Source organism: Mesorhizobium ciceri WSM4083 (assembly GCF_000519305.1).
GTDB classification, from domain to species: domain Bacteria; phylum Pseudomonadota; class Alphaproteobacteria; order Rhizobiales; family Rhizobiaceae; genus Mesorhizobium; species Mesorhizobium ciceri_B.
On the sequence record NZ_JAFG01000003.1, the window covers coordinates 1,093,322 to 1,107,437 of the forward strand.

12 protein-coding genes are annotated in these 14,116 nt (G+C 60.8%); 11 read left to right on the plus strand and 1 reads right to left on the minus strand.

Annotated elements, in window-relative coordinates; genetic code table 11:
• The first annotated feature begins 43 nt into the window (after nucleotides 1–43).
• The 11 genes from MESCI2_RS01000000134325 to MESCI2_RS0105455 all read left to right on the plus strand — a co-directional run bounded on the left by MESCI2_RS01000000134325 (nucleotide 44) and on the right by MESCI2_RS0105455 (nucleotide 12,468).
• Nucleotides 44–1,627 carry a sugar ABC transporter ATP-binding protein gene (locus MESCI2_RS01000000134325; RefSeq protein WP_050596468.1) on the plus strand — a complete coding sequence of 528 codons (1,584 nt, stop codon included), beginning with the start codon at nucleotides 44–46 and terminating at the stop codon, nucleotides 1,625–1,627.
• A complete protein-coding gene (locus MESCI2_RS0105410; RefSeq protein WP_027035675.1) occupies nucleotides 1,624–2,571 on the plus strand; it encodes an ABC transporter permease in 948 nt (315 codons plus the stop codon). The genes MESCI2_RS01000000134325 and MESCI2_RS0105410 overlap by 4 nt, the downstream gene beginning before the upstream one ends.
• A 63-nt stretch (nucleotides 2,572–2,634) precedes the next feature.
• Nucleotides 2,635–4,257 carry a sugar ABC transporter ATP-binding protein gene (locus tag MESCI2_RS0105415; protein ID WP_081714413.1) on the plus strand — a complete coding sequence of 541 codons (1,623 nt, stop codon included), beginning with the start codon at nucleotides 2,635–2,637 and terminating at the stop codon, nucleotides 4,255–4,257.
• Nucleotides 4,254–5,270 carry an ABC transporter permease gene (locus MESCI2_RS01000000134330; protein ID WP_050596469.1) on the plus strand — a complete coding sequence of 339 codons (1,017 nt, stop codon included), beginning with the start codon at nucleotides 4,254–4,256 and terminating at the stop codon, nucleotides 5,268–5,270. The genes MESCI2_RS0105415 and MESCI2_RS01000000134330 overlap by 4 nt, the downstream gene beginning before the upstream one ends.
• A gap of 122 nt (nucleotides 5,271–5,392) precedes the next feature.
• Nucleotides 5,393–6,316, plus strand: a complete 924-nt coding sequence (locus MESCI2_RS01000000134335) for an ABC transporter permease (RefSeq protein WP_050596470.1) — start codon at nucleotides 5,393–5,395, stop codon at nucleotides 6,314–6,316.
• Nucleotides 6,317–6,520: 204 nt separating this feature from the next.
• A complete protein-coding gene (locus MESCI2_RS0105430; protein ID WP_245265401.1) occupies nucleotides 6,521–7,621 on the plus strand; it encodes a sugar ABC transporter substrate-binding protein in 1,101 nt (366 codons plus the stop codon).
• Nucleotides 7,622–7,680: 59 nt separating this feature from the next.
• A complete protein-coding gene (hisD, locus tag MESCI2_RS0105435; protein WP_027035677.1) occupies nucleotides 7,681–8,970 on the plus strand; it encodes a histidinol dehydrogenase in 1,290 nt (429 codons plus the stop codon).
• Nucleotides 8,971–9,029: 59 nt separating this feature from the next.
• Entirely contained in the window at nucleotides 9,030–10,073 is a 1,044-nt protein-coding gene (locus tag MESCI2_RS0105440; protein ID WP_081738599.1) for a LacI family DNA-binding transcriptional regulator, read from the plus strand.
• Nucleotides 10,060–10,623 (plus strand): hypothetical protein, encoded by a 564-nt coding sequence (locus MESCI2_RS0105445; protein WP_155936579.1) that lies wholly within the window; start codon nucleotides 10,060–10,062, stop codon nucleotides 10,621–10,623. Before MESCI2_RS0105440 ends, MESCI2_RS0105445 begins: the two co-directional genes overlap by 14 nt.
• Nucleotides 10,624–10,633: 10 nt before the next feature.
• Nucleotides 10,634–11,524, plus strand: coding sequence for an N-acyl homoserine lactonase family protein (locus tag MESCI2_RS0105450; protein WP_027035680.1), 891 nt, complete (start codon nucleotides 10,634–10,636; stop codon nucleotides 11,522–11,524).
• 11 nt (nucleotides 11,525–11,535) lie between these two features.
• Nucleotides 11,536–12,468 carry a 3-hydroxyacyl-CoA dehydrogenase gene (locus MESCI2_RS0105455; RefSeq protein WP_197031511.1) on the plus strand — a complete coding sequence of 311 codons (933 nt, stop codon included), beginning with the start codon at nucleotides 11,536–11,538 and terminating at the stop codon, nucleotides 12,466–12,468.
• A gap of 242 nt (nucleotides 12,469–12,710) precedes the next feature.
• Here MESCI2_RS0105455 and MESCI2_RS0105460 read toward each other — a convergent pair whose 3' ends face one another.
• The gene (locus tag MESCI2_RS0105460; RefSeq protein ID WP_027035682.1) at nucleotides 12,711–14,093 is read right to left on the minus strand and encodes an MmgE/PrpD family protein; all 1,383 of its coding nucleotides are present in this window, start codon (nucleotides 14,091–14,093) and stop codon (nucleotides 12,711–12,713) included.
• Nucleotides 14,094–14,116 lie beyond the last annotated feature (23 nt).

Genomic DNA, 14,116 nt, shown 5'->3' on the forward strand with positions numbered 1-14,116 from the left:
CCAACAGGCCGCCGACGCTCCCCTAGCGATCGAGAAAATCGTCATGGCCGAAGCGAAAACGTCACCGTCCCAGAACGCGATCGTAGCGATGCAACGCATCAGCAAGTCGTTTGGCGCAAACCGCGTGCTGTCTGATATTTCGTTCGAGGTCATGGCCGGTGAAACGCACGCGCTGCTCGGCGAGAACGGTGCGGGCAAATCGACGCTCATGAAGATTCTCATGGGAGCCTATCGAACGGATGAAGGCCGCATTCTGTTCGCCGGAGAGGACGTCACGGCCTTGTCGCTTCGCGAGAGGATCGACCGCGGTATTGCAATGATCTTCCAGGAACTGAGCGTCTTGCCGAACCGCTCGGTTGCCGAAAATCTGTTCATCCTTCGCGAGCCACTCGCCTTCGGCATGCGCGTCGACACCAGAACAATGGTTCGCGATGCCCAGGCTCTGATCGAGCGGTACGCCTTCTCGCTTGATGCTTCCGCGCGTGTGGGCGATCTGGCCTTCGCCCAACGCCAGATGGTCGAGATCCTCAAGGCGATCTCGCGGGGCGCCAAGCTGCTCGTCATGGACGAGCCGACTTCATCACTGACCATCCACGAGGAAGAAACGCTTTTTCGGACCATCGGTCAGCTCAAGCAGGGCGGAATCGGTATCGTTTACATCAGCCACCGCATGGCCGATGTGCTGCGGCTTTCGGATCGCATCTCGATCATCAAAGATGGCCGGCTGGTTGGCCCACTTGATCCGAGCAAGACATCCATCGAGGATATCGCTGCGATGATGTCGCGGCCGAGGGGCGACGCGCCTTTGCCGACCGCCACAGTGCCCGCGAAACGCCACCCGGCAACGTCGATCGGGGCGTCGGCTCTTGAGGTCCGCGATCTAGCCACGTCGCGCAAGCTGTCCGACATATCGTTCTCGATCGATCCAGGCGAGATCGTCGGACTTGCCGGGCTTGTCGGCAGCGGCCGCTCGACCTTGGGCAAGGCTTTGTTCGGCATCCTTCCAGACGTATCCGGCCACATCAGTGTCGCAGGCGAACCCGTTCGGCCGGGCAGCGTAAGCAGAGCGATCGCTGCTGGTGTCGCGCTTGTTCCCGAAGACCGTCGGCTCGAAGGGCTTGTTGGCGGGCGCTCAATCGAGGAGAATCTTGCGCTTCCCCGCCTTTCCGATTTCTCGCTCGCGGGTCCCCTTGGGCCGATGGCGAAGGCGCGGATAGCGGCTCTGTTCAGACAATACCGCGACGACCTCAACATCCTGTGCCGCGGCCCCTTACAGAAAGCCCAGGAGCTTTCAGGCGGCAATCAGCAAAAGATCGTCTTCGCAAAATGGCTGGCAATGAAGCCTAAGCTGTTGATCCTCGATGAGCCAACTTCCGGCGTGGACGTCAACGCCAAGCGCGATATGCGCGAGCTTGTGCGCCGCACGGCGGGCGATGGCGTTGCCGTGCTGCTCATCTCTTCGGAACTCGAAGAACTCCTGGATTTGTCCGATCGCATTCTGGTGATGGCGCAGGGGCGGATAACGCGCAGCATGGGCAGCGCGCACGACGAGACCGGGCTTCGCGCGTTGCTGCAGGCCGAGGCCGCCAGACAAACCAGCGTACACGCTCAGGGAGTTGCAGCATGAAATCGTCCTCGATGCCGATGCGCGCTAGTGCGATGAATTTTTTCCGCGATCACATCACCTATGTGATCTTCCTGGCGATCACCCTCTATTTCGTCTTGTTTGCCCCCCACTTCGCGTCAGTCTCAACCGCAAGCGCCGTTCTGCGTATCACAGCCATCGTTTCCGTGATGGCGATCGGCATGACGTTCGTCATCATCTGCGGTGAAATCGACCTGTCGGTCGGTTCGGTTGCCAGCTTTTCAGGTATGATCGGAGCGTTGCTGCTCGATCAAAGTGTCCCGGCCTATGTAGCCGCCCTTCTGGTGTTGGGCGCGGGGGCCTCGATCGGCGCGGTGTCGGGCGTGCTTGTTACAAAACTGCGCATTCCATCGTTTCTCGTAACGCTTGGGATGTTGTCCATCTTTTCCGGACTGGCACTGACCATCACCGGCACCCGGCCCGTGTCGATCGTCGATGATGACTTTTCGAATCTGTTCTGGAACGGCAGTTTTCTGGGCATGCAGGCACCAATCTGGTGGACGATCGTCCTTACGGCCGTCGGCTACTACCTGCTGCATCAAATGCCCTACGGCAGGCGTGTTTATGCGACCGGTGGAAATGCTGTTGCCGCGCGCTTTTCCGGTGTGCGCACGGACGGCGTCAAAATCTTCGCCTTTGCGATATCCGGCATGACCGCATCCCTTGCGGGCCTGATGCTCGCGGCCCGCTCCACAGCTGGCAATCCCAGCCTGGGAGCGGGTCTTGAACTGGATGTGATCGCGGCCGTGATCATAGGCGGGACAAGTCTCTTTGGCGGTTATGGATCAATCGTCGGTTCCGTCGTCGGCGCAATCTTCATAGGCATTCTCGGATTTGGTCTTCTCGTGCTCGGTCTATCGACCAGCATCCAGGAGGTCATCAAGGGAGCCATCATCATCATTGCGGTCTCGTTGAACCGCCGTTGAAAGCAGCAGCCCGGCATGAAATCGGAAGATATGCGGCTCCGCAATTAAAGGGTCGATGATCTGTTGATTACAGCGCATTTCGATGAAATAGTAAAAAGAGAACGTTCTCACTGCGTGTTTTGGGATGGAAGAGGGCGTTTTGGAGGAAATCTGTTGAGTGTGTCGCCGCCACGATTGCAGGCCGTTGCCGTTACCAAATCCTACGGCGCGACCACAGCATTGGAAAATGTGTCGCTGGATCTGGCGGCGGGCGAAGTCCATGCGGTGCTCGGCGAAAACGGCGCCGGCAAATCCACGCTGGTCAAGATCCTCAGCGGTGTGATTGCGCCAAACAGCGGTCAGATGCGTCTCGACGGTGCGGTCTATGCGCCGCATTCGATCCTGCATGCGCGACAAGCAGGCGTCGCCACGGCTTTCCAGGAATTGAGTCTCGCGCCCAACTTGACCGTTGCCGAAGCGCTGCTGCTGCCCGCCATGAAGCGCGGGGCGTTCGGCCTGGTCTCTCCCTACCAGACAGCGCGAGCCGCAGCTGAAATCCTGCATCGCTATCGTTTGGATGACGTCTCGCCGATCGCCGGCATCGCCAGCCTGTCGCTCGCCCACAGGCAGCGGCTCGAGATCGCCCGAGCCATGCACTATGCCGAAAAGGTTCTTATCCTTGACGAGCCTACGGCGGCATTGACCGATGTCGAATGGCTGTTCGATCTGGTTCGCAGCACGACTGCGGCCGGGACCGCCGTCCTCTATATTTCACACCGCCTGGCCGAGGTGCGCACCTTGTGCAAGCAGGCAACGGTGCTGCGAAACGGCCGATCCGTGGCAAGCGTCGGACTATCGGACGCCAGCGATGCCGATATTTTCGAGCTGATGGTCGGCCGCACGGAGATGGCGCACGGGCGCCGCACCCACTCGTTCGCTCGCGAGACGCGTTCCGCGCTCGAACTGAACAATGTCACCGGCGCAAAGCTCAAGGGCGTCACACTCGACGTGAAAGAGGGCGAGATCGTCGGCATCGCCGCTTTGGAAGGCCAAGGCCAGCGCGAACTTTTCCGCACCCTTGTCGGCCTGGATAAAGCGACGTCGGGACAAATCCTGGTCGGGGGAAAGCCCGTACAACCTAAGAGCCCACGTCATGCCATCGCGGCCGGACTGAGCTTCCTTCCCGAAGAACGCAAGGTGGAGGGGATATTCTCGACACTGTCGACGGCAGCAAACATCGTGCTGCCCGTCATCCAGAACATCAGCCGGACCGGTTTTGTCTGGCCCGCGCTGGAACGGCACAGTGCCGCACGGGCATCCGAAGGGGTCGAACTCAATCCTCGCTATCTCGATTTTCGTATCGCCGACCTCTCCGGAGGCAATCAGCAGAAGGCATTGCTTGCGCGTGCGATGTTTACGGGCGCGCGTACATTGCTTCTCTACGATCCGACCCGAGGCGTCGATGTCGGTACCAAGCAGGCTATCTACGCGGCCATTCAGGCCTTCGCCGACAGGGGTGGATCGGTGCTTCTCTATTCATCGGAACTTACAGAACTGACGCGTCTGGCCGACCGCTGTCTGGTGCTCTACGGCGCACGAATTTTCGAGCAGTTCACGGGCGAAGCCATCGAAGAGCGTGCGCTGGTCGCAGCCCTTACCGGTCATTCCCGAGACCCCGCAAAATCAAAGCGCGAGGCCGCGGCATGAGCATTCTTGCAACCAAGGCGGCAGCCACCTCTCACCGCCTCGCCCCGTCAATGCCGGCAAGGGCAAAAGCCTTACTGGCCAGCGGCACCGGCATCATCATCGTTCTCTACATCATCCTGTATGGCCTGTATTCCATATGGGATCCTACCGCGCTGACCGCCGACACAGTGCTCAACCTGACGAACAATGCCGTTCCCCTTGCGATCGCGGCGGCGGGTCAGACGTTGATCGTGCTGTCCAGAGGCTTCGACCTTTCCGTCGCCGGCGTCATCTCGCTAACCAATGTCATCATGGCGGCTTATCCGCTGGACGGCCCGTTGGGGGCAGTCGAAAGCCTTGCCATCTGCCTGGCGATCGGGGGCGTGGTCGGCCTGGTAAACGGTTTCCTGGTCGCTGTGCTGCGTCTCCAGTCGATCGCCGCCACGCTGGCGACGATGATCATCTGCCAGGGCCTTTCATTGGTGATCCTCGACGCGCCGGGAGGCACGGTCGCGGATTTCATCTCCTATGATCTCACCGACGTGCTTTTCGGCGTGATCCCGATCTCGGGGCTCTTCGTCGCGGCCGTTGTCGTTCTCTGGATGATTTGCCGACGCACGGCGTTCGGCACAGGCCTTTATGTCGTGGGGGCTGATGAAACAGCTGCGCATCTGTCAGGCATCAATGTCAAACGCGTCCGAATTCTAAGCTTTGTTATCGGTGGCATGCTCTACGGCCTCGCGGGTTTCATGCTCAGCGCTCAAACTGCGACAGGAAATCCCAACGCAGGCGCCTCTTTCCTGATGCTGACCTTCGCTGCCGTGGCGCTCGGCGGCACGTCGCTGAGCGGTGGGCGCGGCAGTGTCATCGCCAGCATCATCGGCGCCGCCACGCTCATGTTGCTGCAGAAGGTGCTGTTCGCCGGCGGCGTGTCGTCCTTCTACACCGGCATTTTCCAGGGCGTGGTGCTCGTGCTGGCGGTGGTGTTTGGAAATGTCGTGACGCATTTTGTTGAACGAAGAGGTGCAACGTGACCGAAGCGCACCCTCCCGGGGCGACTGTAGCCCCTGCCCCGCGGGCCCAACGGCAGACGGAACGTGTCGCCGACAATAGGCGTACCGCACGCTTGCGGCCAGAGACAATCACGGCGGTCTGCGTGTTCGGTATCAGTATCCTGCTGGTGCTGGGTTCACGCTTCGTCAGCCCGGCACTCGGTTCATGGGATCACGTCAACACCATAATCCTTCTGGCGTCGTTCCTGATCGTCGTGGCCTTCGGCCAGGGGATCGTCATCATGATCGGAGGTCTCGACCTTTCAGTCCCGGCGCTCATAACGCTTGGCGGCGTGCTGACGACCAGTTGGATCGATGCCTCCAGCGGCATGAGCTTGCCGCTGATACCAGCGATCTTGCTGATCTGCGCGTGCATTGGCGGGATCAGCGGCCTTGGGGTGACCTTGCTGCGTATCCCGCCCTTTATCATGACCATGGCGACGGGGATCATCACCGCTTCCGCAGCACTTGGGCTTACGAGCGGCACACCGCGCGGCGCGGCTCCCCCAATCCTGACCGCTCTGATGAAAGCGAGTTGGATCGGCATCCCGGTCATCCTCCTATTCATCCTGGCTTTCGCCATCCTCGGCTCAGTGCTGCAGGGTCGAACATCCTACGGTCGCCGCCTGACAGCCATCGGCGCGAATCCGGTCGCGGCTCATGTCGCGGGCATTGCGGTGCGCAGTTCGGTTCTGATCGCCTATATGCTGAGCGCAGCCGCATCCGGGTTTGCCGGCATGATGCTGGCGGGCTACGCAAACGGCGCAACGCTACGCATGGGCGACGACTATCTGCTTCCCTCGATTGCGGCCGTCGTCATCGGCGGCTCGTCCATTCTTGGTGGCAGCGGCTCTTTCGTCGCCACGATAGGCGGTGCCATCCTGCTCACCGCGTTGAGTACGGTGATCTCGGCGCTTGGCATTCCACAGGGCTGGCGCACGGTCATCGAGGGCTCGATCATCCTCATTGCCCTGCTCCTGCTGAGGGAAAACACCTTCGCGTTCCTAAGACGCCGACTGGCGCGGTAAAGACCGCCCGCGCCCGGCGATCCGGGACGTTCAGTGAGAACGTTCCCATCAACAAGCGGTCAACGATCTGGGAGACCTTCGATGCCAAACTGGAAGAGAAAACTAAGTCTATGCGCAGCCGCTCTTTGTACTGCCGCGGTCAGCCTTTCGCTCACCGCCCCGTCGGCGTCAGCGCAGGACAAGAAGTTCAAAATCTACCTGAGCATGAGCTACAGCGGCAACTCTTGGCAGTCGGAGGCAGCCAACATCGTCAAGGCGCTTGCCGCCACCCCACCCTACGACAAGACCGTGGAACTGACCCAGGTGATCTCGGGCACGGATCCCCAGGCTCAGATCGCTGCGTATGAGAGCATGATTGCCGCCAAAGCCGACGGCATTATCAGCTTTCCGATTTCTTCCACCGCCCTCAATCGCGTCATCCACAAAGGCTGCGAGAAGGGCGTGAAGTTCTTCATGTACGACGCGACGGTCACCGAGCCCTGCGCCTACAACGTCAGTTACATTACCGCTGGCTTTGGCGAGAACAGCGCTCAGGCCCTGGTCAATGCGCTCGGCGGCAAAGGCAAGATCTTCCTCAGCCGCGGCGTTCCCGGCAACTCGGTCGACAAGCGCCACACCGATGGAGCCATGTCGGTCTTCAAGAAGTACCCCGGCATACAGGTCGTGGACGAATACTATTCCTTCTGGGACGACCGTACGACCCAGCAGGAAACAGCCAAGGCGCTCGCAGCGCATCCCGACGTCGACGGCATCTGGGCTCAGGCCGGTGAATACGGTGCGATCCAGGCCCTCATGGACAAGGGAAGCAAACTGGTGCCGATGACGGGCGAAAACTCGAATGGCTTCCGCCTTGCGCTGGCCAATCCAGATTTCCAGAAGCGTGGCCTGAAAGGCGTTTCCGCCGGCTCGCCGCCGGCCAGTGCTGGCTATGCTTTCAAGCTGATGATGGAAGCCCTGACTGGAAAGCGCGATCTCAAGCCGGGCAACATCGAATATCCTCTGCCATGGGTGCCCGCCGACCAGGTCAAGCTGTGCAAAGGCCAGACGTTCGAAGATGGTTGCAACGCCTTCCCGGAAGGCGTCGTGCCCAGTTCCTTCGTGACGGAGGTGTTCAGCCCGACGCTGCTGCCGGAGCTTTCCATCCAGTCGGCGCTTGAAGGCAAGCCAACCCCAGGCGCGACCATCCAGCCTTTGCCGGCCGATGTTCCGAAAGCCGCCGACGAGCCCGGCATCAACTGCCAGAAATGCGAGCCGCCGGCAGACCAGTACAAGCTCACCAAGGTTCAGCCAACCGTCAATCCGTAATGGCCAAGGCGGGCGGCGTCACGCCGCCCGCTCCACCTTTTTCAAGAACGAGGACGAACATGCCCAGTTATCTCAAGCGCGGCCAGGACGCGAGCACAGTGGCGGCGGTCGACGCCAGAACGCGATTGACCGTTGAAAATATTCTCGCCGACGTCGAGGCGAGAGGTGACGCGGCCGTGCGCGAGCTCTCTGAAAAATTCGACAACTGGTCGCCCGAAAGCTTTCGCCTTTCCGAGCAGGACATTGAAAAAGCCCTGTCCGCGGTTGCTCCACGCGATCTCGAAGACATCCGCTTCGCCCAGGCGCAAGTGCGCAATTTTGCCCAGCATCAGCGCGATTCCATCAGGGATATCGAAGTCGAGACCCTGCCCGGCGTCGTACTCGGCCACCGCAACATTCCAGTCAATGCCGTTGGCTGTTATGTGCCCGGCGGCAAATATCCGATGGTTGCTTCGGCGCATATGAGCGTGGTCACGGCGCGCGTAGCCGGCGTGAAGCGCGTGATTGCCTGCGCACCGCCTTTCCACGGCGGCCCGCATCCGGCGATCGTCGCCGCCATGCATCTGGGCGGTGCCGACGAAATCTACGTGCTTGGCGGTGTGCAGGCAGTAGCCGCCATGGCGCTCGGCACCGGTACTATCGCCCCGGTCGACATGCTGGTCGGTCCCGGCAATGCCTTTGTCGCCGAAGCCAAGCGCCAGCTCTTCGGCCGCGTCGGTATCGACCTCTTCGCCGGCCCGACCGAAACACTGATCATCGCCGACGAAAGCGTCGACGGCGAGATCTGCGCAACCGATCTCCTCGGCCAAGCCGAGCATGGGCCCACCTCGCCCGCCGTCTTGCTTACCACCTCCGAGAAGCTCGCCCGGGCAACGATGGCCGAAGTCGAACGGCAGCTTCTGCGGTTGCCGACAGCGGAACTCGCCGGCAAGGCCTGGGCAGACTACGGCGAAGTGATCGTGTGTGAGTCCGATGAGGAGATGGTGCGCGAGGCGGACCGCATCGCTTCCGAGCATGTGCAGGTCATGACGAGCGACCCCGATTACTTCTTGAACAACATGACCAACTACGGCGCCTTGTTCCTTGGGCCCCGCACGAATGTGGCATTTGGCGACAAGGTCATCGGCACGAACCACACGCTGCCGACCAAGAAAGCAGCGCGCTATACCGGCGGACTGTGGGTCGGCAAATTTCTCAAGACCTGCACATACCAGCGAATCCTCACCGACGAGGCCAGTGGACTGGTCGGCGAATATTGCTCGAGGTTGTGCATGCTGGAAGGTTTTGCCGGACACGCCGAGCAGGCCAATATCCGCGTGCGGCGCTACGGCGGCCGAAACGCCGCTTGACGACCTTGAACAAAGCACGTCGAAACATGGTTCGCCGCTAAAACTGGAGCCTAGCAGCCATGACCGAAGTCGCCCTGAAGCAGCCTCACACGCCCCGCATAACGGTGAAAGATTTGGCAAGACAGTTGGGCATGTCGGTATCCACGGTTTCGCGAGCCTTTTACGAGGACGCCGTGATCGCGCCAAAGACGCGCGCGAGGATCCTCGCGCGCGCGGCGGAACTCGGCTACCAGCCCAATCCGCTCGCACGCGGCCTCATCACCAAGAGCAGCCGCATCGTCGGCATCGTCGTGTCCGACATCACCAATCCATTCTATCCCGAAGTGCTGACGCGGCTGACAGGAAAGCTGCAAGCCCTGGACCTGAATGTGATGCTGGTGGTGACCGACCCAAAGCGCAGCGAGGATGAGACGCTTCGCGTCCTGCTCTCCTATCACCCCGACGTGGTGATCATCCTGGCCACGACGCTTTCTTCGGCATCGTCCGATGCCTGCCGCAAGGTCGGTACACCCGTCGTGTTCTTCAACCGCTACGATGCAAGCCAGCGCTCCTATGCGGTGACCTGCGACAATGAACTCGGCGGCAGGACGGTCGCCGACCACCTGATCGATCTCGGACACAGGCGCCTGGCCTATGTCGCCGGCTTGCCGAATGCCTCGACCAACGTCGATCGCTGGAAGGGTTTTCATGCCCGCTGCCTGGAAAGAGGCGTGCAGGCTCCTCTCAGCAGCGTAGGGCAGGAATTCAGCTACGCGGCCGGCCATGCCGCCGCGCATGGGTTTCTCTCGTCCGACGAACCACCGACCGCGCTTTTCTGTGCGAACGACATCCTGGCGATCGGCGCCATGGACGCGGCAAGACGCGATTTCGGCCTTTCGATACCGGACCGTCTGTCCGTCGTTGGTTTCGATGACATCGCGATGGCCTCCTGGCCGTCGCATGATCTCACAACTGTTGGTCAGCCAATGGAACTGATGGTGGAGCGCACCGTGGACCTGACGCTGTCCCTGTCGCGCAACGATGCCAGTCAGCCCGCCCTGCAGCGCATTCCGGGAAAACTCGTCGAACGCAGCACCACGAGGGCAATCGATGGCAGGCAATGAGTCTTCTCTGTCGATGCTGGACTGGGCGGCGCAAATTCATGGCCCGGACTGTGCTGGCTTTGGCCCCGCTCGCGAAGTCGCGGCCTTGTCTCTGCCTGAAGGTGTGGCGGATGAGGTGGTCGCCTATGGTCTCGAGGCCCGCCAAGTCTACAACGGTCTTAAGCGTTTAATCGGGCAGGTCGCTGGCCTGATGATCCTGCTGCAGGCAAGCGGCCGCCGCGAAGTGCTCGATCTTCCGTCTATCGCCAGTGCCGCGGAATTGTTCGACGAACTCCGCGAACGCCTTTCAAAGTTGCGGACAACGTCTCGCCTTGATGTGCATCTGCAGCAGTTGATCAGCGCACACAGGCTCGTGGGCACCTGCCTCGCTGTTTTGCGCGAGCAGCAAGCTGCCAAGAGCACCCCAGACCTCGCCGAGCCGCTCGGCAATTTGTCGGCGGCTTACAGGCATCTGCAATCGGCATCCGAGGATCGCTTCGGAATGACCATGGTCGACTTCAGGCATTCCTGTTGCAACTGCGGGGCCGAAGGTCGCTTATCATCAGTCTAGGGAGGAAATAATGTCACAGTATTCGATCTGGATTCTCGAATATTCCTACGTCACCAAATACCATAAAAGTGGCGTTCTTTATGGCGCGCACAACCAGGGCTACGTCAAACTTCCGTACTGCTACGCCCTGATCAAAGGCAACGGACACGTTGCCATGGTGGATGTCGGTTACAACGACAAAGACTATGGAAAGCACCTTGGAGACAAGTTCGGTGTCGAGAACTGGCGCTCCCCAAAGGAGGTTCTCGCCGGGGTCGGCCTGACACCCGAGGAGGTCGATACGGTCTTCATCACCCACGCCCATTTCGACCATTTCGGCAATGTCGAGGATTTTCCGAAGGCGAAATTCTACATTCAGGAGCGCGAGATCGCGAAGTGGACCTGGGCGATGTCGCTGCCTGACAGGCTCCGCTGGATGATGGTGGCTGTCGATCCCGGTGACATCATCCGTGGCGTCGATCTTGCGCGCCAGAAACGGCTCATTTGCGTCGATGGCACCGTAGAGAACGCTCTTCCGGGGATCGACCTTCATGTCGCCTACGACAGCCACACCTTTGCGTCCATGTGGGTCAATGTCCGCAACGACGGCAAGGCGCGGTCTTCCGACGCCTGGGTGCTCGCCGGCGACCTGGTCTATGTCTTCGAGAATGTCGAAGGCCCAGGGGGCGTCGTCGATGTCGATACGCCGATGTATGTGCCGGTCGGTCTTGCTCTTGGCAGCCAACAGAACCTGCTGCTGGCCACCGAAGCGATGATGAAACAGGTCGGCTATGAAGCGCAACGTGTCATTCCAGTACACGAGGAAAGGCTCAAGGACCGCTTTCCGTCGCGGATCACCAAGGACGGACTGCGCATTTCGGAAATCTGCCTGGCTGACGGCGAGACATCCAAGGTACGATGATGTCAACAAACTTGAAGCAAGTCGCCGTTGTTGGCGGCGGCCTCGTCGGAAGCGGCTGGGCGCTGGTCTTTGCGCGTGCCGGCATCCCGGTTCGCCTATTCGACGCAAATGAACTCATCCGGCAAACCGCGCCCTCTCGTATCCGCGCCAGTCTTTTGGACATGCTGGAATTCGGCTTGGTCGATGACGTCGATGCAATCGCGCGACGCATCGAAGTGGTCGACAGCATGGTCGATGCGGTATCGGCGGCCGACTACGTGCAGGAATCGGTCTTCGAACGCGCCGATGTAAAAACCGCCGTTTGCGCCGAGATCGGTGCAGCCATACGTGACGATGCGGTGGTAGGCAGTTCCAGCTCCGGCATACCGGCTTCGATGTTCACTGAACAGGCCCCAAGGCGATCGCGCTTTCTGATCGCCCACCCGGTCAATCCGCCGCATCTGGTACCGCTTGTCGAACTGGTACCCGCGCCATGGACAGATCCGGAAATCGTTCCATGGCTGCGCGAGGCGATGGAGCAAGTCGGACAGGTACCGATCGTCGTCAACCGTGAGATCGAAGGCTTTATTCTCAACCGCCTCCAAGGTGCGCTGCTGAACGAGGCCTGGGCGCTGTTGGATGCGGGCTTGGCAAGTGTGGCCGACATCGATCGAACAGTTGCTCATGGTCTCGGGCTGCGCTGGTCGTTCATGGGACCGTTCGAGACGATCGATCTGAATGCGCCCGGTGGCATAGAGGATTACGCGCAACGTTTGGGAACGCTTTACCACTCGATCGCGCAGGATCGCCGCGATCCGAAACCTTGGTCTCCTGATCTGATAGAATTCGCCACGGCCGAGCGCCGGGAAGTACTGGCAAAGCCAGAGCTTGAGGCCCGTTCGGCATGGCGCAACCGTCGGCTTATGGCTCTGATTTCTCATAAGCGGGCTCAGCCGGAACGTTAGATTTTCCTCCTCCGCAAGAGGCGATCGAGGTCACATGACGTGTATGGGAATGGGGGGTTGAGAGGCCGGCGAAATAGCGCCGTTCCCGACCTTCGTCGCACTCCAGTAAGGCATCCTTTCACGACGCCTAGAGCAGTTCACCGTTTCACGGAAACGGCGACCCGCTCTAACTCCTTGTTTTTACGCAATTCCGGACGGAAAACCGTTTCACACTTTTCCTGGAATTGCTCTAGAGCAAGTGCCTATGGATATGCCTCTTCGGGGCGAGCGAGCATCATGAGATCACCGACGTTTTTCTGATCGGCAAGCGTCCAAAGCCGATCGGCAAGCGAACGTACGGCAAGTTTCGGGCAACCGTAGCGGGCCAGGGCGGCAAATTTCTCCTGGAGCGCTGCGTCCGACATAGGTCGAGAGAGGCTGCCGGTAGCAACGCCTTCGGATACCGCTACGGAAGAGCCATCCGTGTACCGGATTGAGACATGCGCGGATTCGACCGACGCGCTGGCGTCGACCTCGACTGGGCGCACCTTGGCACGGAGGGCCTTGACCTGCGGATCGTTCACCGCGGCATCGCTGAAGTCTTCCGCACCAGCATGGCCGCGCAACAGACTGACGGCCACCGCATGCTGGGCGCTCACCTGCGCCTCGCGCCCCGTGGTGACTTCGGGGCGATCGGCGCGGGCCTTGAGCAAGGGGGCGCCGCGCACGACAACCCCGGCAATCTGGCCTGCTGAGAAATTGGGGGTGGCACGAGCGGCGAGGCAAGCGTCGATCACAGGGTTCAGCACCACTCCGCAGGGGTAAGGCTTGAACATATTGCGCATGATTTCCCACTCAGCGCCCAGTCCGTCCTCGATCCGCTCAGGCTTAGGTTGGTCCGAGCAGACTTTGAGGAAGCCGCGCGGCCCTTCGAGCGGCTGCGGCGGCCCTTCGACCCCGCACTGCGCCATCAGGGCGGAGATGAGACCACCACGGGCGGCATTGCCGACGCCAGTGCTCTTGGCCATGAAGCCGAGGGTCTCGACGAGACCTGAAGCTTGTGCCGAGGCATTGCCGAGTGACCAAAGTATCTCGTCCTCGGTCAGGTCGAGGAGCTTCGCCGCAGCCACGGCGGCGCCGAAGATCCCGCATGTGGAAGTGATGTGCCAGCCGCGGTCGTAATGGCCAGGCGAGACTGCATTGCCGATGCGGCAAGCGACCTCCACTCCGAGAGCAAAAGCATGAAGGAGTTGCGCACCACTGACCGCTCGCGTTTCCGCAAGTGCCAGCACGACGGGCAGGATGGGCGCGGTGGGATGGATGATCGTGCCAGCATGGGTGTCGTCGAAATCGAAGACATTTATCGCTGCGGCGTTCAGGAACGCGGCTGTCAATAGGTCCTGCCGCTGGGCATGGCCGATGACGGTCGCCGTCTCGCCGGACGAAAACGGCGCGAGGCTCTTGGTCAGCCGCAGCACTGCCTGATCGGACGAGCCACCAAGAGCCGTTCCAAAGCCATTGAAGACGGCCTTCATCGCGTGTGCGCGCACCGGCTCCGGGATGTCCTCCCAGCGTGAGCGATGCACAAAAGCCGCGAGCCGGCGCGAGAGGCCCGCGACGGCAGGCTGTGAAACGTCGCCGGTCATGAGCCGTGTCTCCGATCTGCAAT